Source organism: Streptomyces sp. NPDC048506 (assembly GCF_040651315.1).
Taxonomy (GTDB): Bacteria; Actinomycetota; Actinomycetes; order Streptomycetales; family Streptomycetaceae; genus Streptomyces.
In genome coordinates this window covers 12,599-31,290 of sequence record NZ_JBEZIX010000042.1, presented here as the reverse complement: position 1 = coordinate 31,290, position 18,692 = coordinate 12,599, and the positions used below count along the sequence as shown (strand labels likewise).

Annotated in this window: 18 protein-coding genes; 3 read left to right on the top strand and 15 right to left on the bottom strand. The window is 72.7% G+C overall.

The genetic code is table 11. The annotated features are described in order from the left end of the window. Window positions 1-264: 264 nt before the first annotated feature. A complete protein-coding gene (locus tag AB0C96_RS29560; protein WP_362921584.1) occupies window positions 265-1,836 on the bottom strand; it encodes an APC family permease in 1,572 nt (523 codons plus the stop codon). A 314-nt stretch (window positions 1,837-2,150) separates the two neighbouring features. Here AB0C96_RS29560 and AB0C96_RS29555 point away from each other — a divergent pair, with 314 nt between their 5' ends. Next, window positions 2,151-2,405 (top strand): hypothetical protein, encoded by a 255-nt coding sequence (locus tag AB0C96_RS29555; protein WP_362921491.1) that lies wholly within the window; start codon window positions 2,151-2,153, stop codon window positions 2,403-2,405. Window positions 2,406-2,542: 137 nt separating this feature from the next. Here the strand turns inward: AB0C96_RS29555 and AB0C96_RS29550 are convergent, their stop codons facing one another. Then, complete coding sequence (locus tag AB0C96_RS29550) at window positions 2,543-2,896, bottom strand: acyl-CoA carboxylase epsilon subunit (RefSeq protein WP_362921489.1); 354 nt, start codon at window positions 2,894-2,896, stop codon at window positions 2,543-2,545. A gap of 312 nt (window positions 2,897-3,208) precedes the next feature. On the opposite strand from AB0C96_RS29550, the gene efeB reads away from it, so the two are divergent. Beyond that, window positions 3,209-4,483, top strand: a complete 1,275-nt coding sequence (efeB, locus tag AB0C96_RS29545; RefSeq protein WP_362921487.1) for an iron uptake transporter deferrochelatase/peroxidase subunit — start codon at window positions 3,209-3,211, stop codon at window positions 4,481-4,483. A gap of 286 nt (window positions 4,484-4,769) precedes the next feature. Then, window positions 4,770-5,021, top strand: coding sequence for a hypothetical protein (locus tag AB0C96_RS29540; protein WP_362921486.1), 252 nt, complete (start codon window positions 4,770-4,772; stop codon window positions 5,019-5,021). A gap of 10 nt (window positions 5,022-5,031) precedes the next feature. Here AB0C96_RS29540 and hypE read toward each other — a convergent pair whose 3' ends face one another. From hypE to AB0C96_RS29475, 13 genes are all read right to left on the bottom strand, one after another. Next, window positions 5,032-6,087 (bottom strand): hydrogenase expression/formation protein HypE, encoded by a 1,056-nt coding sequence (gene hypE, locus AB0C96_RS29535; RefSeq protein WP_362921582.1) that lies wholly within the window; start codon window positions 6,085-6,087, stop codon window positions 5,032-5,034. 64 nt (window positions 6,088-6,151) lie between these two features. Next, complete coding sequence (gene hypD, locus AB0C96_RS29530) at window positions 6,152-7,276, bottom strand: hydrogenase formation protein HypD (protein WP_362921484.1); 1,125 nt, start codon at window positions 7,274-7,276, stop codon at window positions 6,152-6,154. Further along, window positions 7,273-7,569, bottom strand: a complete 297-nt coding sequence (locus tag AB0C96_RS29525; protein ID WP_362921482.1) for a HypC/HybG/HupF family hydrogenase formation chaperone — start codon at window positions 7,567-7,569, stop codon at window positions 7,273-7,275. The genes hypD and AB0C96_RS29525 overlap by 4 nt, the downstream gene beginning before the upstream one ends. A gap of 50 nt (window positions 7,570-7,619) precedes the next feature. Beyond that, the gene (gene hypF / locus AB0C96_RS29520) at window positions 7,620-10,067 is read right to left on the bottom strand and encodes a carbamoyltransferase HypF (RefSeq protein WP_362921481.1); all 2,448 of its coding nucleotides are present in this window, start codon (window positions 10,065-10,067) and stop codon (window positions 7,620-7,622) included. Continuing rightward, the gene (gene hypB / locus AB0C96_RS29515) at window positions 10,064-10,891 is read right to left on the bottom strand and encodes a hydrogenase nickel incorporation protein HypB (RefSeq protein ID WP_362921479.1); all 828 of its coding nucleotides are present in this window, start codon (window positions 10,889-10,891) and stop codon (window positions 10,064-10,066) included. Before hypB ends, hypF begins: the two co-directional genes overlap by 4 nt. A gap of 3 nt (window positions 10,892-10,894) precedes the next feature. Next, a complete protein-coding gene (locus tag AB0C96_RS29510) occupies window positions 10,895-11,275 on the bottom strand; it encodes a hydrogenase maturation nickel metallochaperone HypA (protein ID WP_362921477.1) in 381 nt (126 codons plus the stop codon). A 236-nt stretch (window positions 11,276-11,511) separates the two neighbouring features. Beyond that, window positions 11,512-12,234 (bottom strand): hydrogenase maturation protease, encoded by a 723-nt coding sequence (locus AB0C96_RS29505; RefSeq protein WP_362921475.1) that lies wholly within the window; start codon window positions 12,232-12,234, stop codon window positions 11,512-11,514. Further along, the gene (locus tag AB0C96_RS29500) at window positions 12,231-13,655 is read right to left on the bottom strand and encodes a hypothetical protein (protein WP_362921473.1); all 1,425 of its coding nucleotides are present in this window, start codon (window positions 13,653-13,655) and stop codon (window positions 12,231-12,233) included. The genes AB0C96_RS29505 and AB0C96_RS29500 overlap by 4 nt, the downstream gene beginning before the upstream one ends. After that, entirely contained in the window at window positions 13,652-14,362 is a 711-nt protein-coding gene (locus tag AB0C96_RS29495; protein WP_362921472.1) for a DUF6084 family protein, read from the bottom strand. Before AB0C96_RS29495 ends, AB0C96_RS29500 begins: the two co-directional genes overlap by 4 nt. Continuing rightward, window positions 14,359-15,003, bottom strand: a complete 645-nt coding sequence (locus tag AB0C96_RS29490) for a DUF5947 family protein (protein WP_362921471.1) — start codon at window positions 15,001-15,003, stop codon at window positions 14,359-14,361. Before AB0C96_RS29490 ends, AB0C96_RS29495 begins: the two co-directional genes overlap by 4 nt. 14 nt (window positions 15,004-15,017) lie before the next feature. Next, window positions 15,018-15,587 carry a hypothetical protein gene (locus AB0C96_RS29485; protein ID WP_362921469.1) on the bottom strand — a complete coding sequence of 190 codons (570 nt, stop codon included), beginning with the start codon at window positions 15,585-15,587 and terminating at the stop codon, window positions 15,018-15,020. After that, on the bottom strand, window positions 15,584-17,368 hold the full coding sequence (locus AB0C96_RS29480) for a nickel-dependent hydrogenase large subunit (protein ID WP_362921467.1): 1,785 nt from the start codon (window positions 17,366-17,368) through the stop codon (window positions 15,584-15,586). Before AB0C96_RS29480 ends, AB0C96_RS29485 begins: the two co-directional genes overlap by 4 nt. 85 nt (window positions 17,369-17,453) lie before the next feature. Further along, complete coding sequence (locus AB0C96_RS29475; protein WP_362921466.1) at window positions 17,454-18,542, bottom strand: hydrogenase expression protein HypE; 1,089 nt, start codon at window positions 18,540-18,542, stop codon at window positions 17,454-17,456. Between the last annotated feature and the right edge of the window lie 150 nt (window positions 18,543-18,692).

The window sequence follows — 18,692 nt, the reverse complement described above, 5'->3', positions numbered from 1 at the left end:
CCACTGCGGGGCGCGCTCCGCGCGGCAGTTCCCCGCGGCGGCCTCCTGACCTGGCCTCATGGGGCTCTTGAGGGGGAGCCCGCCTTTCCCGGTTCATCATATTTCTGCGGTGTGAGTTCCGCTTGACGACCGGCGGCGGCCGGCGCCGCGGCGCGTTTACGCACGGTGCGCCCGCGGATCGCCCTCTGTAGTCGGGGTGCCGGGATGATGACGCTCACGCTCCGCGGCTCCCGGCAGCCGGCGCGGCCCGTCCGGCCGCCGGGCTCACCCGGTCGCCGGGCGGCCCACCGCGAGGTGCCGGACGCCGGACCGTACCGCCCAGAAGAACACCGCGAGCGCGACGACCCCCACGGTGAGCGAGTCGTACGGGGCCGGCAGTCGGCCGGAGCCCTCGAAGGTGCCGAGCCAGGAGAGCAGTGTCAGGGCGACGAGGTAGACCACCAGCCAGGCGCCGGTGCGGAGTTCGGCGCTGAGCGGGCGGGCGGGGCCGGCGCCGTCGCTCTCGATGGCCGCGCTGTCGCCGCGGGCGCCCGGTCGGTGCATGGCGAGGAAGATCAGCAGGCCGGCGAGCACCAGGGGCAGGGCGAGGCGCAGGTCGTGCCAGCCCGACCAGTAGACGAACTCGCTGGCCACCACGAAGCTCAGCGGGGCGATCCAGCGCAGCCCTGGCACCCACCCGGCCGTCCCGCCGCCCGGTTCGGCGCGGAAGACCGCGACCGCGACCGCGGAGGCGGCGTAGATCAGCAGGTACATGTCGCCCATCACGCTCACGATGTCCTGCCAGCCGCCGAACGGCAGCAGGAAGACCACGATGACGAGCAGGTTGATCGCCAACGCCCGGCGCGGGATGCCGAACCGCTCGTTGACCTTCATGAAGTACCGGGGGATGGTGCCGTTCTTGGCCAGCGCGTAGGTATGCCGGGCATCGATCGCCACGCCGACGTACGCGGAGCCGCCGGGCGAGATCACCGCGTCCGCGTAGAGCAGGCTGGACAGCCAGTGCAGGTTGAGGATGAGGGCGAGTTGGCCGAAGGGCGACTCGAAGGAGACCCCCTGCCAGCCGTGCCCGAGGAGGTTCTCCGGGACGGTGAAGAGGTAGGCCAGTTGCAGGGCGAGGTACATGGCCACGGCCAGGGCGATGCCGGTGAGGACGGCTCCGGGGATGGTCCGGCGGGGGTTGCGGGTCTCACCGGAGAAGTCCAGCGGCGCCTGGAAGCCGTTGACGGAGTAGACGATCCCGCCGCCGGCCAGTGCCGTCAGGCAGGCCACGTAGCCGTACGGTGCGAAGCCGCCGTGGTCGGTGAGGCGACCGGAGTGCCAGCCGGAGGCGATCAGCGCGCAGACGGTGATCACCGGGACGGCGATCTTGAACACCGAGATCAGGTTGTTGAGTTGGGCGAACATCCGCACCGCGAACCAGTTCAGCGCCGTCAGCAGCACGCTGAGCCCGGTGGCCAGGGCCAGCCCGGCGAGGGTGAGGGTGTGGCCGTTGTAGATGCCCGGGAGATAGTGCGCGGCGTACTGCATGATCGCGCTGATCTCGGCCGCGGTGCCGCCCACCGACAGCAGCGTCGACCAGCCGATGAGGGTGCCGACCAGTCGGCCGCTGGCGAACAGCGGCCAGCGCACCGTGCCGCCGCCCTCCGGCCGGGACGCACCGAGCTCGATCAGGACCAGGGCGATCAGACCGCAGAGCAGACCGGCCCCGACCCAGGACAGCAGCGCGGCGGGGCCGGCCACCTGTGCCGCGTACATGGCGGCGAACAGCCAGCCGGAGCCGACGATGTTGGAGAAGCCGATCCCGGTCAGCCCCCAGAACCCCAACTCCCGACGCAATCGGCGCTCCTGCGCCTGCACTTCCGGCGCGCCGGCCCCGTCGGCCCCCGCTGGTACCTGTCGTTCCGCCACGAAACGGTCTCCTCGCCTCACTGTTCCGGCTCGCCGGACCCTACTCGACGATCATCGGACGGGAGTCCTCCGCTCCGCCGTCGCCCGGACAGGGGTGGCGCACCCCGTACCTGACCGCGACGCACACCGGGGATTTCCGCGCATACTCTGCCGAGAGCGGGTAGAGGAGCACCAGGGGGCGGCGTCGATGCACCGGGACGCCGGCTCCTCCGTAACGGGCGGATCGAGGCGAGGAGCACCGGATGGCACTGCCGTGGCGTGAGGACGAGAGCTGGCGCCGTCGCTATCCGCAGTCGGGGCCCGACTGGACGCTCGGCATGCCCCAGGGGGCGACCGACCCGCTGGCGCCCATGGGGCGGATCGACCAGTACGGCAGGATGGGGAGCGCGCTGGGCGGCGGCCACCTCGCACCCTGGCAGCGGAAGGTGATCCTGGGATTCGTCGTCGGTGCCGTGGTGCTCACCGCGGTGTCGCTGCTGCTGGTGTTCTTCGGCTGACCGACCGACCGGCGGTACGAGTCGGGCGTCGGCGCGCCGACCGACGGTACGAGCCGGGCGCCGGCGCGCCGACCGACGGTACGAACCGGGCGCCGACCGCCGGACACCCGCACGCGGCGCCGGACACCGGCACGAGGTCAACTACAGGTCCAGCAGCCCGACCAACAGGCGGCGCGGCCGGCGCGGTGTCCCCTGGGGTGACGCCGGTCGTCCGGGCGCTGTTCGGGCCGCTCCTGTTCGGCGAGCAGGCGCAGGGCCGCGAGCTGGGCACACAGCACGACGGTGACCGCGGCGAGTTCCTCGGGTTCGGCGTGGCCCTTGTCGATCCGCAGCGAGAGCCCGGGCGGTGGGTCGGTGCTCGCTCCCTCCGCGGCGGGGATCGCCTCGTCGTTCGGGGCCTGCTCGCCGCCGGGTGACGTCCCGTCGTCCGCCGCGGTCTCGTCGCGCTGAGTGCCTTCGCTGGGTCTGCTCTCGTCGGTGAATGCGTTCATGCGTGGGGGTCCATGGGCTCACTGGTGGTGCCCGGCGGGTGACGCACCACCTCGGCGTCGCACCGTGCCGTGATCAGGGCCGTGTTCAGGCAGGTCACAGGGGTGACGCTAGGAGCGCTGCGGGTCGCTGTCGCGCGGGGGGCCGGTTGACTGCGCCGTTCGGGCGACCGGGCAGCGCTACCGGCGTGATATCCCGCGCCGGGGCCGTGTTGCTCCCGCCCCCTCAGCCCCTGGCGGCAAGCATGTCGTGCAGGTATGTGCAGGCACGCGAATGCCGGACGGCGCAGTCAGGGCAGTCAGGATGGCGGGACGATGAAACGTGATCAGACCGGTGACGAGCGTGTCCCCGTGCGGGACGACGGGCGCCGGGAATTCCTCAAGTGCGCGGCGGGGTTCGCCGGGGTGGCAGCCGCCACCGGGGCGGCGACCACCGCGGGACTGGGCGGGAGGGCCGCCGCGGCGGACCGGTCGGCGGACGGGCGGCCGGGTGATGCCCGGCAGCTGCCCGACAAGCTCCCCTTCCACGGCGACCATCAGGCCGGCATTGTGACCCCCCAGCAGCTCTTCGCCGGTTTCGTCGGCTTCGACGTGCTGGCCGAGGACCGCAACGACCTGGTGGAGCTGTTCAAGAGACTCACCTGGCGGGCCCGGGTGCTGACGGCCGGGGTGAAGCCCAAGGACGAGGTGGTGGCCGCGGAGCCGCCGACCCCCGATTCGCTCACCATCACGCTCGGCTTGGGTGCGTCGCTCTTCGACGACCGGTTCGGGCTCTCCGGGCACAAGCCCCGGCACCTCAAGGCGATGCCGGCGTTCCCCAACGACCGGCTGGAGCCGGCGCACTGCCACGGCGACCTCTCGCTACAGGTCTGCGCGGAGCACCCGGACGCCCTCGTGCACGTACTGCGCGACCTGGGGCGGGAGACGGAGGGACTGTTGCGGCCGCGCTGGCGGGCGGACGCCTTCCTCAACCCGTCCCGGCCGTCCGGTGCGCGGCGCAACTTCCTCGGTTTCAAGGACGGGATCGTCAACCCCGACACCGAATCGCACCGGGAGATGGGTCGGCTGATGTGGGTGACCCCGCCCTGCGGGGAACCGGACTGGGCGCTGGGCGGCTGCTACCAGGTGCTCCGGCTGATCCGCTTCCGGGTCGAGAAGTGGGACAAGGTGTCGGTGGCGGACCAGGAGAGGATGTTCGGGCGGCGCAAGGCGAGCGGCGCACCGCTGGACGGTATCCGGGAGACCGACCACCCGGACTACACCAGCGACCCGCACGGCCAGAAGATCGCCCTCGACTCGCACATCCGGCTCGCCAACCCGCGGACCCAGGAGAGCGACAACTCGCGCTTCCTGCGGCGGAGTTACAACTACGACAACGGCTTCGACCAGAACGGGCGGATGGACCTCGGGCTGGTCTTCTGCGGCTACCAGCAGAACCCCGAGCGGCAGTTCGCCACCGTCCAACGACGCCTCGAACACGAGCCGCTGGCCCGCTTCATCACGCCGACCGGCGGCGGCTACTTCTTCGTCCTGCCCGGCGTACGGGACGCCGACGACTGGTTCGGGTCCCGCCTGCTGACGAAGGCCTGACCGGGCGGACCGGGCGGACCGCGGGGCGCGCGCGGCGGGTGATCGACCCGCGGCGCGCGCCCGCGTCCTCGTCGCACCGCCGTGGCCTCGTACCGCCGTGGCCTCAGCCGCAGTTGCCGACGGTGGGCCGCTCCGCGAAGCGGTCGGCGAGCCAGTCGGCGGCCGGCACCGAGCCCACGATCGCGCCGAGGACGTGTTCGCCCGGGGGAATGGGGGTCCACTGGACGGTGGCGCCCCTGACGCACCAGTCGGCCCGTAGCGCTTGCCGACCCCGTAGGTGCCGAGGGTGGACGCGCGCAACCGGCGCTGCCAGTCGGGCTGGTACAGCGGGTTCTCGACCGTGACGTCGGAGATCCTCGCCCTCCAGCAGTCGCGTTACGTCTCCCGCGCGGTGCTGATCGGCGACCGCCGCCCCTACCCGGTCGCCCTCCGCACCGGGGAGTTCACACCGGCGTCGACGGTGCGGCGGGCGGCGGTCGCGGAGCGCTGCGCCACGCAGATCGAGGAGCTGTACGCCGCGCCGGCGACGGCCTGGTAGCCGCCGGTGGTCAGCAGATCCTCGGCAGTTGCTCGCCCAGCGGCAGGTCGACGACCCGGGTGCCGCCGAGCGGGGTGCGGGCGACGACCATGCCGGGGTGGGTGGCGACGGCTTCACCGATGATCGCGGCGCCGCTGCCGAGGGGGTGGGCGCGCATCGCGGCGAGCACCGCGTCGGCGTGTGCGCGGGGGACGAAAGCCACGAGCTTGCCCTCGTTGGCGACGTACATGGGGTCCAGACCGAGGATGGCGCAGGCATTGGCGACGGTCGGTGGGACGGGGATGGCGCGCTCCTGGATGACGATGCCGGTACAGGAGGCGGTGGCGATCTCGCAGAGCGCGGCGGCCAGCCCGCCGCGGGTGGGGTCGCGCAGGACGTGCAGGTCGGGCGTGACGCCGAGCATCGACTCGACGAGGCCGCCGAGCGCGGCGCAGTCGCTCTCGATCTCGACGCCGAACTCCAGGCCCTCACGGACGCTCATGATGGCCACGCCGTGCACGCCGAGGTCGCCGCTGACGATGACGACGTCGCCGGGGACCACGCGCTGCGGGCGCAGGTCGACACCGGCCGGGATCAGGCCGATGCCCGCGGTGTTGATGTAGACGCCGTCGCCGTGGCCGGCCTCGACGACCTTGGTGTCACCGGTGGCCACTTCGACCCCGGCGGCCCGCGCGGCCGCGCCCATCGCGTCGGCGACCCCGGCGACCACCGGCATCTCGACGCCCTCCTCCAGGATGAAGCCGCAGGAGAGGTAGGCGGCCCGGGCGCCGCTCATGGCGAGGTCGTTGACGGTGCCGTTGACCGCGAGGTCACCGATGCTGCCGCCGGGGAAGAACAGCGGCCGGACCACGAAGGAGTCGGTGGAGAAGGCGAGCCGGGCCCCGCCGAGGGACACCGCCGCGGAGTCCCCGAGCTGGGCGAGCACCTCGCCCCCGAAGGCGGGCACGAAGATCTGCTCGACGAGTTCGGCGGAGAGCGCCCCGCCCCCGCCGTGCCCCATGACCACGCGGGGCTGATCGCGCAGCGGGGTGGGGCAGGTCCAGCCGGAGATGTCGACGGTGGGCAGGCCGCGGCTCTCCGGTGTGGGGGTGCCGACGTCCGGAGTGGTGAGGGGTCGGGTCTGGGGGGTGTCAGGCAACGGGGCTCGCCTCCAGCGGGGTGGGCGTGGTGCCGAGTCGGCGGTAGAGGTAGTAGGCGGCGCAGGCTCCCTCGCTGGAGACCATGGTGGCGCCGAGCGGGGTGCGCGGGGTGCAGGTGGTGCCGAACGCCTCGCACTCGTGCGGTTTGATGAGTCCCTGGAGGACCTCCCCACTGCGGCAGGCGGCCGGCTCGCGGGTGGCGATGCCGTGGACCGCGAACCGGTGCTCGGCGTCGTACTCGCGGTAGCGCTCGGACAGCCGCCAGCCGCTGGCGGGGATGGTGCCGATGCCGCGCCAGGCGCGGTCGGTGACCTCGAAGACGTCCGCGAGCATGGCCTGCGCGGCCGGGTTGCCCTCGGTGCGGACGGCGCGCGGGTAGGCGTTCTCCACGGTGTGTTCACCGCGCTCCAGCTGGCGGACGGTGCGGCGGACGCCCTCCAGGATGTCCAGCGGTTCGAAGCCGGTGACGACGACCGGGACCCGGAACCGCTCGGCCAGGGAGGGGTACTCCCCCATGCCCATCACGCTGCACACATGGCCGGCGGCGAGGAACGCCTGGACCCGACAGCTGGGCGAGGTCATGATCGCCTCGATGGCGGGCGGCACCCGGACGTGCGAGACCAGCAGGCTGAAGTTGGGGATGCCGAGCCTACGCGCCTGGTGGACCGTCATGGCATTGGGCGGTGCGGTGGTTTCGAAGCCGATGCCGAAGAACACCACCTCGCGGTGCGGGTTCTGCTGGGCGATCTTCAGGGCGTCGAGCGGGGAGTAGACCACCCGCACGTCGCCGCCCCGGCTGCGCACCTGGAACAGGTCCCGGTCGCTGCCGGGCACACGGAGCATGTCACCGAAGGAGCAGAAGATCACATCCGGGCGGGCGGCGATCTCCAGCGCCTTGTCGATGACCTCCAACGGGGTGACGCAGACCGGGCACCCCGGTCCGTGGATCAACTCGACCTGATCGGGCAGGAGTTGGTCGATCCCATGCCGGATGATCGTGTGGGTCTGGCCGCCGCAGACCTCCATCAGCGCCCAGGGCCGGGTCACCGTGGCGTGGATGTCGTCCAGCAGCCGGCGGGCCAGCTCCGGGTCCTGGAACTCGTCGATGTACTTCACTGCCGTGCCTCCCGCACCGTCTCGCCCATGGCGGCCGCCGCCTCCCAGGGGTCGCCGAACTCCTCCTGGAGCAGCCCCAGTTCCTCGAACAGCGCGAGGGTCTGCCGGGCCGACTCCTCGTCCAGCCGCTGTAGCGCGAAGCCGACGTGGACGATGGCGTACTCGCCCACCTGTAGATCGGGGACGTACTCCAGGCACACCTCCTTGACCACGCCGCCGAAGTCGACGGCGGCCATCCGGGTGCCGTCCCGCTCCTCGATGTCCAATACCTTGCCGGGTACCGCCAGGCACATGGGCCTCTCCTCGTCATGGGTACGTAGCGTCTGCCTCGCCGCGACACCGCTCAGGGCAGCCCCACCCCGCCGTACAGCGGTGTCGTCCGGGCCGCCACGACGATCTGACCGAGCGCCAGTCCCCCGTCGTTGGGCGGAACGCGGCGGTGGCGCAGCACGGTGAAGCCGTCCTGCCGCAGCAGCCGGGCGGTGGCCTCGGCCAACACGGTGTTGGCGAAGACACCGCCGGTCAGCGCGACGGTGTCCACCCCCGCCTGCTCCCGGGCCAGCACGCAGCCGCGGTGTACCAGCTCGGCGACGGCGGTGTGGAAGCGGGCCGCGATCAGCGCCGGTGCGGTGCCCGCCCGGACGTCCGCGACGACGGCGGTGAGCAGCGGCGCGGGGTCGGCGATGGTGTCGGCGTCGGCCGCCCCGCCCGGTGGTGCGGTGCGCAGCGCGAACGCGTAGCCGGGGCGGCCGGGCGCGTCGTCCGCGGCGGCCAGGGCGGCGGCTTCGAGTTCGACGGCGGCCTGGGCCTCGTACCCGGCGTGGTGGCAGATCCCGGCCAGCGAGGAGACGGCGTCGAAGAGCCGGCCCATGCTGGACGTGGGCACGCAGTTGAGGTGCCGTTCGAGCTGCCGGGCCAGCAGCCGCCGCTCGTCGGGCGGGCAGGCCGCGACCGGGGGCAGGTCCTCGGCCCAGTCGATGCCCGCCGCGCGCAGATGGGCCAGCGCCATCCGGTAGGGACGGCGCACGGTGGTGTCGCCCCCGGGCAGCGGGACGTAGGCGAGCTGCCCGAAGCGGCGGTATCCGTCGTAGTCGGCGAGCAGGATCTCACCGCCCCACACGGCCCCGTCGTCGCCGTAGCCGGTGCCGTCGAAGGCGACGCCGATGACCGGCCGGCCGCCGTCGAGGCCGTGTTCGGCCATGGCGGCCGCGACATGGGCGTGGTGGTGCTGCACCCGGACCAGTGCCCGGCCCTCGGTGTGGCGCTGCGCCCACTGTCCGGAGCGGTAGCCGGGGTGCCGGTCGGCGGCGAGGAGTTGCGGGCGCACCCCGGTGACCGTCTCCAGGTGCGCCTCGGCCCGCTCGAACGCCAGCTGGGTCGCGAAGTCGTCCATGTCGCCGATGTGCGCGGAGAGCCAGGCGCGACGCCCCTCGGCCAGGGCCAGCACGTTCTTGAGGTCGCCGCCGGCCGCCAGCGCGGGCCGGACGGACACCGGGAGCGGGACCGGGAACGGTGCGTGGCCGCGGGACCGGCGGACGAACAGCGGCTCGCCGTCGCTGATCCGGACCACCGAGTCGTCGCAGGGGATGCGGATCGGCCGGTCGTGGCAGAGCCAGGCGTCCGCCAAGTGCGCCAGCCGGAGCAGCGCCTCCTCGTCGTCCGTGACGATCGGTTCGCCCGCGAGGTTGCCGCTGGTCATCACCAGCAGCCGGGGCCCGGGCGGGTCGCCGGGCAGCCCGAGCAGCAGGTGGTGCAGCGGGGTGTACGGGAGCATCACGCCCAGGTCGGGGCTGCCCGGGGCGACGGCGCCGGACGGCACCGGTGCGCCCGGCGGCGGCGTCCGGCCGGGGGTGCGGCGCAGCAGGACGACCGGGCGGTCCGGACCGGTGAGCAGCGCGCGTTCCTCGGGCCGTACCCGCACCAGGTGCTCGATGTCGGCGATCTGACGGGCCATCAACGCGAAGGGTTTGGTGCCGCGGGCCTTGCGGCGGCGCAGCAGGCCGACGGCGGTGTCGTCGGAGGCGTCGCAGACCAAGTGGTAGCCGCCGAGCCCCTTGACGGCGACGATCGCGCCGTCGGCGAGCAGCCGGCGGGTGCCGGCGACCGGGTCGGCGCCGGGCGCGGGGCGCGGCGGTGCGGCGGGGTCGTCGGTGTCGGCGGTCAGCAACCGCAGCCGGGGGCCGCAGTCGTGGCAGGCGATGGGCTGGGCGTGGAAGCGCCGGTCGGTGGGGTCCGCGTACTCACGGGCGCAGCGCGGGCACATCGGGAAGCGGTCCATGGTCGTCAGCGCACGGTCGTACGGGAGCCCGTTGACGATGGTGAAGCGCGGCCCGCAGTGCGTGCAGGTCAGGAACGGGTGCCGGTGGCGGCGGTCGGCCGGGTCGGTGAGTTCGGCGAGGCAGGCGTCGCAGGTGGCGCTGTCCGGGGCGACCAGGGTGCGGGTGGGGCCGTCGCCGCGGGACGGCAGGATCCGGAATCCGGCGTCGCCGACGGCTGTGAGGTCCTCCCGTTCGACGGCCTCGACCACGGCGAGCGGTGGCGCCTCCGTGGCGACCCGTTCGGCGAAGCGGGCGAGCGCCTCGGGGGCGCCCTCGACCTCGGCGACCACGCCCTCGCCGGTGTTGCCGACATGGCCCGTCAGGCCCAGTTCCGTGGCGAGGGTGTGGACGAACGGGCGGAATCCCACGCCCTGGACGACGCCGCGCACCGTGATCCGGCAGCGTCCGCCGGCCGTCGCTGCGGCGGCCCCGGCGGCTGGCGCAGGGGGCCGGTCGACCTGCCCGGTGGTCATGAGCGACTCGACGCCACAGTGCCGGAGCCGGTCGGGTGGGGGTGGCCGCCGCGCACGCGCGTCCGGTGGGTGTGCGGGGCGCCGGTGCCGCCCCCCTCGTGCGGACGGCCGTCCGCCGCGTCGTGCACATGGTGCGACGTGCGGGTCATGACCGGGATGTGCACCGGCGCCCCGTCACGCGCCGCCAGCGCCCGGTCCAACAGCACACCGCCCCCCTCACCGCCGCGGACCGAGGTGTGCACGACCTCCACGCCGGGGTTGATCCGTTCGACGTTGGCGCGGAACTCCGCCTCGTCGAAGGAGACCGCGTCGGCGATGTCGGTCTTGGTGACCACGACCAGGTGCGCCAGGCCGAAGGCGGTGGGGTACTTCAGCGGTTTGTCCTCGCCCTCGGTCACCGACGCGAGCACCACGCGCAGCGTCTCGCCCAGGTCGTAGGAGGCCGGGCAGACCAGGTTGCCGACGTTCTCGACGAACAGCAGCCGGGTGTCGGCGGGCAGCCAGTCGTGCAGGTGCCCACCCAGCATCTCGGCCTCCAGGTGGCACAGCCCGTCGGTGAGCACCTGTTTGACGGGCACACCGGAGCGGGCCAGCCGTACCGCGTCGTTCTCGGTGGCGAGATCGGCGGTGAGCGCCGCCACCGGGATGCCGCGGTCGCGGGCGAGGGTGAGTTCGCGCTCCAGCAGGGCGGTCTTGCCGCTGCCGGGGCTGGAGAGCAGATTGACCACCGCGGTGCCCCGGGCCGCGAGGTCCTCGCGGAGGGTGTGGGCGCAGGCGTCGTTCTTGGCGAGGACCGCCTGTTGCAGGTCGACGACACGGCACATGGTTCAGCGCTCCTGGGGAATCGGTGGGTGTGCCGGCGCGTCGTCCCAGCACACACTGGCGATCTGCAGTTCACGGCCGGACAGCAGCCCGTCCGACGCGCCGCCGCAGCGCGGGCAGCCGAGCTGCGGCGGCATGCCCGTCGGCCAGGTGTGCGCGCAGGGGCCGCAGCGGGCGCGCGCCGGCACCGGCTCCACGACGAGCTCCGCGCCCTCCAGCACCGTGCCCGCACAGGCCAGTGCGAAGGAGAAGGACAGTGCGTCGGGGACCACCCCGGCCAGTTCGCCGACCTGTAGCCGGACGCTGCGGACCGCGGTGGCCCCGGCGGGCCGGTCCGCGCCCTCGATCTGGTCCACGACCGCGAGCGCGATGGACATCTCGTGCATCGGTCCCTCTCCGGTGCGGGGACGACGGGGAGCCGCTCGGCTTCATTAGACGGCGTGGCCGCGGGGCGTCCGTGGTGCCTCGCCGGGGCGGCCCGACCGGGTACGCCGTTCGGTGCAGCATTCGCCCCGTCCGGTCGGTCACATGGACCGGATGCGCAGGTAGCGCTTGATGTCGGGCAGCAGGGACCGCATGACGAGGGCGAGCGCGGCGACGGCCGCACCGCTCATGGCGAGCTTCAGCATGGCGTGGTGTTCCTCTCGCTGGTGTCCGCCCCGGCGGCGACCGGTGCGGGCTGGTCCGTGGGGGCCTCGGGTGGTGCATCCGCGGCATCCGGTGCCGCGTCCTCCGCCGCGTCCGCCCCTGGGGCGTCCGCGGCAGCCTGTGTCGGGGCGTCCGCCGGTGCGTCCGCGGCAGCCTCTGCCGGTGCGTCCGCGCCAGCCTGTGTCGGTGCGTCCGCCCCGACGAGTCGCAGGATCAGCCGGACGGCCTCGTCGACGGCTGCGTCCACCGGTTCGCTCAGTCCGATGCCCTCGGCGACGTCGGCGGGCTCGCAGCCGACGACCAGGACCCGTTGCGGGCGCCGGCCGCCGGTGCCCGCGCTGAGCATGTCGAGCAGCGCGAGCACGGTGTCGGGCGTCATGTGGTGGCCGTCGAGCGCGGTGCTCTGCGGGCGGGCGGCGGCCGGTTCGGTGGCGTCGAGGAGGTAGACGGTGCCCGGTTCGCCGCCGCGCGCGGAGGCGTCCACGAGGAGCACGGTGTGGTAGTCGTCGAGCATCCGGTAGGCCAGGTGGACGCCCCGGACGCCCACGTCGACGACCTCGACGCCGTCCGGCAGGGGGTGCTCGCCGAGCCGGCGCACGGCCTCCACGCCGAAACCGTCGTCGCCGAGGAAGATGTTGCCGACACCGGCGATCAGCGTCCTCGTGGGCCGCCCGGCGACGGCGGCGTCGGCGTTCACGCGTCCTCCAGGGGGGCGATCTCATCGGGTTGGAAGTACAGGAACCGGCCCTGCTCCCGCCGGATGTCGGCGCCCGGGTCGCCCTCGACGGTGACCGCGAGGTGCACCCCGCCGTCCACGTCGTGCAGTACGGCCTCGACCTGGGCGACACGTCCCTGGAGGAAGAGGTCCTGGGCGTCCGTGCGGCGCGGGCCCGGCTTCAGCAGCACCCGGCTGCCGGCCCCGACGGACCGTCCGTCGACGGTGATCCGGTCGTGCGCGGGGTCGACGCTGCGGTCGCCCGCCGGGTCCCACCAGGGCGTGTCCGGGCGCAGACCCGGCACCTCGGGCGCGGTCAGCTCGTCCGGCGCGGCCGGACCGGGGCCGGTGACCTCGCGCAGTGCCCGTACCGCGCCGTGCAGCCGCTCCAGCACCTCCGGCGGCATGTTGTCGGCGAGTTCGATGACCTCGGCGGCGCGCGGGTCGGTGCCGCGGGCCTCGCGCTTCTCCTCGTCGGTGAGCGCGGCGGTGCGCAGCGCGAGGATCTCGTCGATCTCCAGGGCGTCGTAGAGCGCGCCGGGGCTCTCGGGAGCGATGGCCGGGTGGTCCTCCAGGATGATCGGGGAGGACAGCACCACGTCGGCCCGGCCGGCGGCGCCGGCCAGCACCGGCCAGACGTGCTCGTTGCAGCAGGACGCGACGGCGGCCCTGGCCCATTCGGGCGGGTCGGTCATCGACAGGAACGAGCCCGCGCTCAGGCCGAGCAGCAGATGGGATCCGACCAGCGAGTGCGGCAGCGCCGTGTCCCGGCCGTCGCCCGCCGCGTCCGGCTTCCAGGCGCTGGTGTTCTCCACGGTCGCGGTCAACCGCAGCGCCGTGTAGGGCCCGTCGAGTTCGCTCGCGGTCAGCCGTACCAGGCCGGTGACCTCGGCACGGTGCCGTACCAGCTGGCCGACGAGCTGACCGTCGGCGTCGTGCACGGGCTCGGTCTCCTCACCCGCGGGCCGGGTGAAGGGGATGGCGAGTCCCTCGTCGACGAGGGTGGCGACGTCGGTGTCGAGCGTGATGCGCTCCTCGGCGCCCTCGTCCCAGGGGACCAGCACCCGGTCCGGCAGGTGGAGTTCCTCGACGGTCTCGAACTCCCCGCCGGATCCGAGGCGTTGGACGGTACGGCGCTGGGCGTGCAGGAACCGCAGTTCGGCCGAGAGCCGGGCGCCGGACCGGGGCTCCATGAGGCACTCGGTGCGCTGGACGGAGTGTTCGGCGCGGTCCGCGCCCCAGTGCGGTGGGACGAGGACGCCGAACTGCCAGCGGAGCCGGTTCTTGGCGGCGGAGGCGCGGTACGGGTAGAGCACATAGCCCTCGAAGAGCACCGCGTCCGCCACCTGGCGGGCGGCGGCGAAGCGGTCGGCCGTCTCGTCGGGCCGGACACCGGTCGTCACGGTGCGGTCCTCTCGCTGACGGGGCGGGCCGCGGCACCGGGGAACAGCCGGGCGCGCGGGGCGGGCGGCGGCTCGGGCCCGTCGGCGTGGGCCAGCAGCGCCTCGACGGTCGCCTGCCAGGAGGGCAGGGCATGCCGGGAGCGGTAGGCGAGCAGTGCGTCGAGGGTCTCCCGGGGCAGTCGCAGCCAGCCGCAGCCGGGGAAGTGGGCGTCGGTCATCTCCTGCCAGACCGCCACCGGCATCCGGACGGACGCCTCCTTGTCCCAGGGCACCGGCTGGACCTGGAAGCCGCCGGGGCCGGCGAACACCGTGCCGGAGAAGAGCAGCAGCAGCGGCACCTCGCCGTCGCGCAGCGCATGGAAGTAGCGCCCGGCCGCCACTTCCAGGTCGTAGCCGCACGGGACGGGGAGGTCCACCTCGGCCTCGCCGGTGAAGCCGGGGACGACGAGGGAGACCTGGGCGAACTGGAGCGGGTGCAGGGTGTTGCTCCAGCGGGACGGCGCGCCGAAGAGGTCGGCGAGCGCCTCTGCCTCGTCGGGCCGGTAGCCACGCCGGGCCGGTTCGATGCGGATCTGGCAGCGCAGGGCGATGGCGTGCACCCGGACGGCGGGATCGGGGGCGGTGATACGGAGCCGGAAGAGGAGGGTGGGGGCGGCGGCGTAGCGGTCGGCGCGTACGCCGGTGCAGACGAAGGACAGGTCGGTCACGGCCGGTCGTCCTCCTTCGGGAGGCGGGCCCGGCGGGCGAGTGTGGTGAAGAAGTCGGTGAGTGCGGCGCGCGCCTCGGCGCCGCCGTCGAAGCCCCGCCACAACAGGCGCATCCGGCCGACGAGTTCGTAGCAGACGTCGACGGGCACCAGGTAGCACTCGATCCGGCCTTCGAAGCGGCGCAGCAGCAACGCCTCCACGTCGGGCCGGAGCAGGGCGGGCAGCCGGCTGGCGGCCAGCACGGTCTGCCAGGCGGACGCGTCGAGTTCGCTCTCGGTGGCGCCGGCCGGGCTGGGGTAGAGCGCGACCAGCCGGTCCAGTTCGCTGTTGTGCAGGAAGAAGGCGACGCCGACGGGGATCCGCAGGAGGTCCCAGGCCGCCTCGTCGAGGGTGTGGTCGGGGTCGGCGAGGCAGCGGTCGGGGACGGTGCGGAACTGCCCGGCGCCGGGCTGTTCGAAGAGCAGCGCGCAGTGGGTGCAGGCGCAGGCCAGCGCGCGGCGTTTGGTGTCGACCAGGTGGCGGTGGTTGTGCTGGGCGAGCACCACGTCGCACAGTTCGCAGCGTTCGGCGGCGGGGGGCGCCGGCGTGCGGAACCGACGCAGACCGCGGTGCGCGGCCGGCGGTCCCAGGCGCGTGGGCACCGTCTGCGGCCCGCTCACGGGGCGGTGGCGGCGGTCGGCGGCCGGCGGGAGATCTGGAGCAGTGTCGGCTCCGGCGGTGCCGTCACCGTGTCCCACTGCACCGTGGTCACCTCCGGTGCGAAGCAACTCAGCGCGGCTTCGACGGCCTGCTGGGCGGCCTGCCCGGTGCTCGGGCAGCCACAGCCGCCGGAGTCCGCCGTCCGCAGCCGCAGCACCCCGGCGTCCGCGTCGAACTCGGCGACCTCGGTGGGGTGTTGGCGGCGGACACTGTCCAGGGCGCGGTCGATCCGGGCCGCGGTGTCCTCCGGGTGCAGGTCGTGCAGCACCAGCAGGCTGGTCACCAGCTCGTCCCGGAGCAGCACCGCGGACGGGTCACCGGCTTCGGTGCCGCGCTCCAGGAGGTGCATGATCCGGGCGAGCCCGGCGCCGTAGAAGTCCATCAGGACCCGGACGAGCTCCTCGGCGGCGGCGCTCGCCTCCCGGTCACCGCGCCGGGCGAGCCGGTCCAGCACGTCCTCGACGTGCCGGCCGGCCTCCTCGGCGTGCGGTGCGGCGGCCGGTGCCGGGGCGGTGCGGGCGCTCATCCGGCGAGCCCGCTGAGCCCGGTGGGCACGTGCATCTTCTGGACGGACTTGCCGCCGCCGACGTACATGTGGACTCCGCAGGGCAGACAGGGGTCGAAGCTGCGGACCGCGCGCATGATGTCGATGCCCTTGAAGTCGTCCGGGGTGTTCTCCTCGAAGATCGGGGTGTTCTGCACGGCGTCCTCGTACGGGCCCGGGGTGCCGTAGCTGTCGCGGGTGCTGGCGTTCCACGGGGTCGGCGGGTACGGGTGGTAGTTGGCGATCTTCCCGTCCCTGATGACCATGTGGTGCGAGAGGACGCCGCGCACCGCCTCGGTGAATCCGCAGCCGATGGACTCGTCGGGCACCTCGAACTTCTCCCAGGTCTGGGTGCGGCCGGCGCGGACCTCGTCCAGGCCCTGCTCGGCGAAGTGCAGTGCCATGGCGGCCGAGTACGCCTGGAAGTAGGTGCGGGCGCGGTTGCGCTCCAGCGCGTTGCTCCACTTCGGGATCTTCCACTCGAAGCGGGCCTCGGGCCTGGTCATGCTGCGCGGCAGGTCGATGACCACGCTCTGGCCGGTGGCCTTGACGTAGGGGGTGTCGACGAGGCCGTTGAGCGCGGTGGACCACAGCCTTGCGAGCGGGCCGCCACCGGTGTCCAGCGCCAGGTGCTCCTTGCCGTCGAACCAGCGCGGGGACATCACCCAGCTGTACTTGTCGGCGAAGTCGCGCTTCTGCGGGGCGGGGATGGTGTGCTGGTTCCAGGGGTGGCGGGCGTCGACGGGGTTGCCGAGCGGGTCGTGGGTGACGAACTTCTCCTGGCCCTCCCAGTCCTGGTAGTAGGAGCTGCCCAGCAGGATCCGGATGCCGAGGTTGATCTCGGTGAGGTCGTTGGTGACCAGCTTGCCGTCGACGATGATGCCCGGGGTGACGAACATCTTCCGGCCCCAGTCCGTCATGTTGCGGTAGGTGAAGTCGCAGTGCTCGGGGTCGTTGAGGGCGCCCCAACAGCCGAGCAGGACCCGCCGCCGGCCGACCTCCTCGTAGCCGGGCAGGGCCTCGTAGAAGAAGTCGAACAGGTCGTCGTGGAGCGGGACGACGCGCTTCATGAACTCGACGTAGCGCATCAGCCGGCTCATGTAGTCGGTGAACAGCTGGACGCTGGCGACGGTGCCGACACCGCCCGGGTAGAGCGTGGAGGGGTGCACATGGCGGCCCTCCATGAGGCAGAACATCTCCCGGGTGTAGCGGCTGACCTGGAGCGCCTCGCGGTAGAACTCGCCCTCGATGGGGTTGAGGGCGGTCATGATGTCGGCGATGGTGCGGTAGCCGTGGTCGCCGGCGTGCGGGGCTTCGGTGCGCTGGGCGAGCTCCCACACCCCCGGGTTGGTCTCGCGGACCATCTTCTCGCAGTAGTCGACCCCGACCAGGTTCTCCTGGAAGATGTTGTGGTCGAACATGTACTCGGCCGACTCGCCGAGGTTGATGATCCACTCACCCAGGTGCGGGGGCTTGACCCCGTAGGCCATGTTCTGGGTGTAGACGGAACACGTGGCGTGGTTGTCGCCGCAGATGCCGCAGATCCGGCTGGTGATGAAGTGCGCGTCGCGCGGGTCCTTGCCGCGCATGAAGACGCTGTAGCCGCGGAAGACGGACGAGGTGCTGTAGCACTCCGCCACCCGCTTCTGCTTGAAGTCGATCTTCGTGTGGATGCCGAGGCTGCCCACGATCCGGGTGATCGGATCCCAGGACATCTCCGTCAGACCGCTGCCGTCTCCGGCCGCCTTCGTCGTGGGTGCCATCGTGTGTGCCGTTGCCCTTCTGTGCGCGCGAGTGGGGGGGTACGGACGGAGAGTCCGGGCGGGTCTCACGGTTGCCCGGTGCGGGTCACCACGGTTTCCGGTAGCCGGTGGTCAGTCGGTCGCCGCGGTGGCGCCACTTGGGCTCGTGGTCGACGGTCCTGGCCGTGATGCCACGCAGCCGTCGGACGAGGCCGCCGTACGTGGCGCTGGCGGTGGTGGAGACCTTGGCGCCGGGCGGCTCGTCCATGAACGGCATGAAGTTGTCGGGGAAGCCGGGCATGGTGCAGGCGATACAGATACCGCCGACGTTCGGGCAGCCGCCGATCCCGTCCATCCAGCCCCGCTTGGGCACATTGCATTTGACCACGGGACCCCAGCATCCGAGCTTCACGGAGCACTTGGGCGAGTCGTAGGTGGTCGCGAACTGCCCCTGTTCGTAGTAACCGGCCCGGTCGCAGCCCTCGTGCACGGTGTTGCCGAAGAGCCAGGTGGGGCGGAGCTGTTCGTCCAGCGGGATCATCGGGGCCGCGCCGGTGGCCTGGTAGAGGAGGTAGGTGAGGGTCTCCGCGAAGTTGTCCGGCTTGATCGGGCAGCCGGGCACACAGACGATCGGGATCCCGGCCTTGGAGGTCCAGTCCCAACCCAGGTAGTCGGGCACGCCCATGGCGCCGGTCGGGTTGCCGGCCATCGCGTGGATGCCGCCGTACGTGGCGCAGGTGCCGATCGCGACGACGGCGAGCGCCTTGGGGGCGAGCCGGTCGATCCACTCACTGGTGGTGATCGGCTGCCCGGTCTCCGGGTCGTCGCCGAAGCCGCACCAGTAGCCCTCCGGCTTGATCGTCTCGTTGGGAATGGACCCCTCGATGACCAGCACGAACGGATCGATCTCGCCGCGCTCGCCCTTGAAGAACCACTCGATGAACGTGTCCGCGCCCTGCACCGGTCCGCTTTCGAAGTCGATCAGCGGCCAGTGGACGGCTACCTTCGGCAGCCCTGGCAGGGTGCTGAGCGCGATCTCCTCGATGCTCGGCTGGGTCGCTGCGGTGAGCGCCACCGAGTCACCGTCACAGCTCAGACCTGCATTGATCCACAGGACATGGATCGGGGACTCGTCCTCGGCGGACGACTTTCCGTTCGCGGCGGCCTTGGAGGCCGTGCTCGGTGCTGCGGGCATGGGGACGTCTCCTCGACGGTTATGCAACGAAAGCACTCGTTCAAGGCTTATATCCCCTTGGTAACACCCGTTCCCGGGCCCGGCCGGTCATCCGCGGCCATTGCGGTGACGCACCATGTCGGGTTCGCCCGACACGCACAACGGGCGCCC

Excerpts from the sequence above, each read along its gene's own strand:
- AB0C96_RS29525 (WP_362921482.1), bottom strand. The coding sequence starts at position 7,569 with ATGTGCCTGGCGGTACCCGGCAAGGTATTGGACATCGAGGAGCGGGAC.
- efeB (WP_362921487.1), top strand. The coding sequence starts at position 3,209 with ATGAAACGTGATCAGACCGGTGACGAGCGTGTCCCCGTGCGGGACGAC.
- AB0C96_RS29485 (WP_362921469.1), bottom strand. The coding sequence starts at position 15,587 with ATGAGCGCCCGCACCGCCCCGGCACCGGCCGCCGCACCGCACGCCGAG.
- AB0C96_RS29475 (WP_362921466.1), bottom strand. The coding sequence starts at position 18,542 with ATGCCCGCAGCACCGAGCACGGCCTCCAAGGCCGCCGCGAACGGAAAG.
- AB0C96_RS29550 (WP_362921489.1), bottom strand. The coding sequence starts at position 2,896 with ATGAACGCATTCACCGACGAGAGCAGACCCAGCGAAGGCACTCAGCGC.
- AB0C96_RS29510 (WP_362921477.1), bottom strand. The coding sequence starts at position 11,275 with ATGCACGAGATGTCCATCGCGCTCGCGGTCGTGGACCAGATCGAGGGC.
- hypB (WP_362921479.1), bottom strand. The coding sequence starts at position 10,891 with ATGTGCCGTGTCGTCGACCTGCAACAGGCGGTCCTCGCCAAGAACGAC.
- AB0C96_RS29480 (WP_362921467.1), bottom strand. The coding sequence starts at position 17,368 with ATGGCACCCACGACGAAGGCGGCCGGAGACGGCAGCGGTCTGACGGAG.
- hypF (WP_362921481.1), bottom strand. The coding sequence starts at position 10,067 with ATGACCACCGGGCAGGTCGACCGGCCCCCTGCGCCAGCCGCCGGGGCC.
- AB0C96_RS29555 (WP_362921491.1), top strand. The coding sequence starts at position 2,151 with ATGGCACTGCCGTGGCGTGAGGACGAGAGCTGGCGCCGTCGCTATCCG.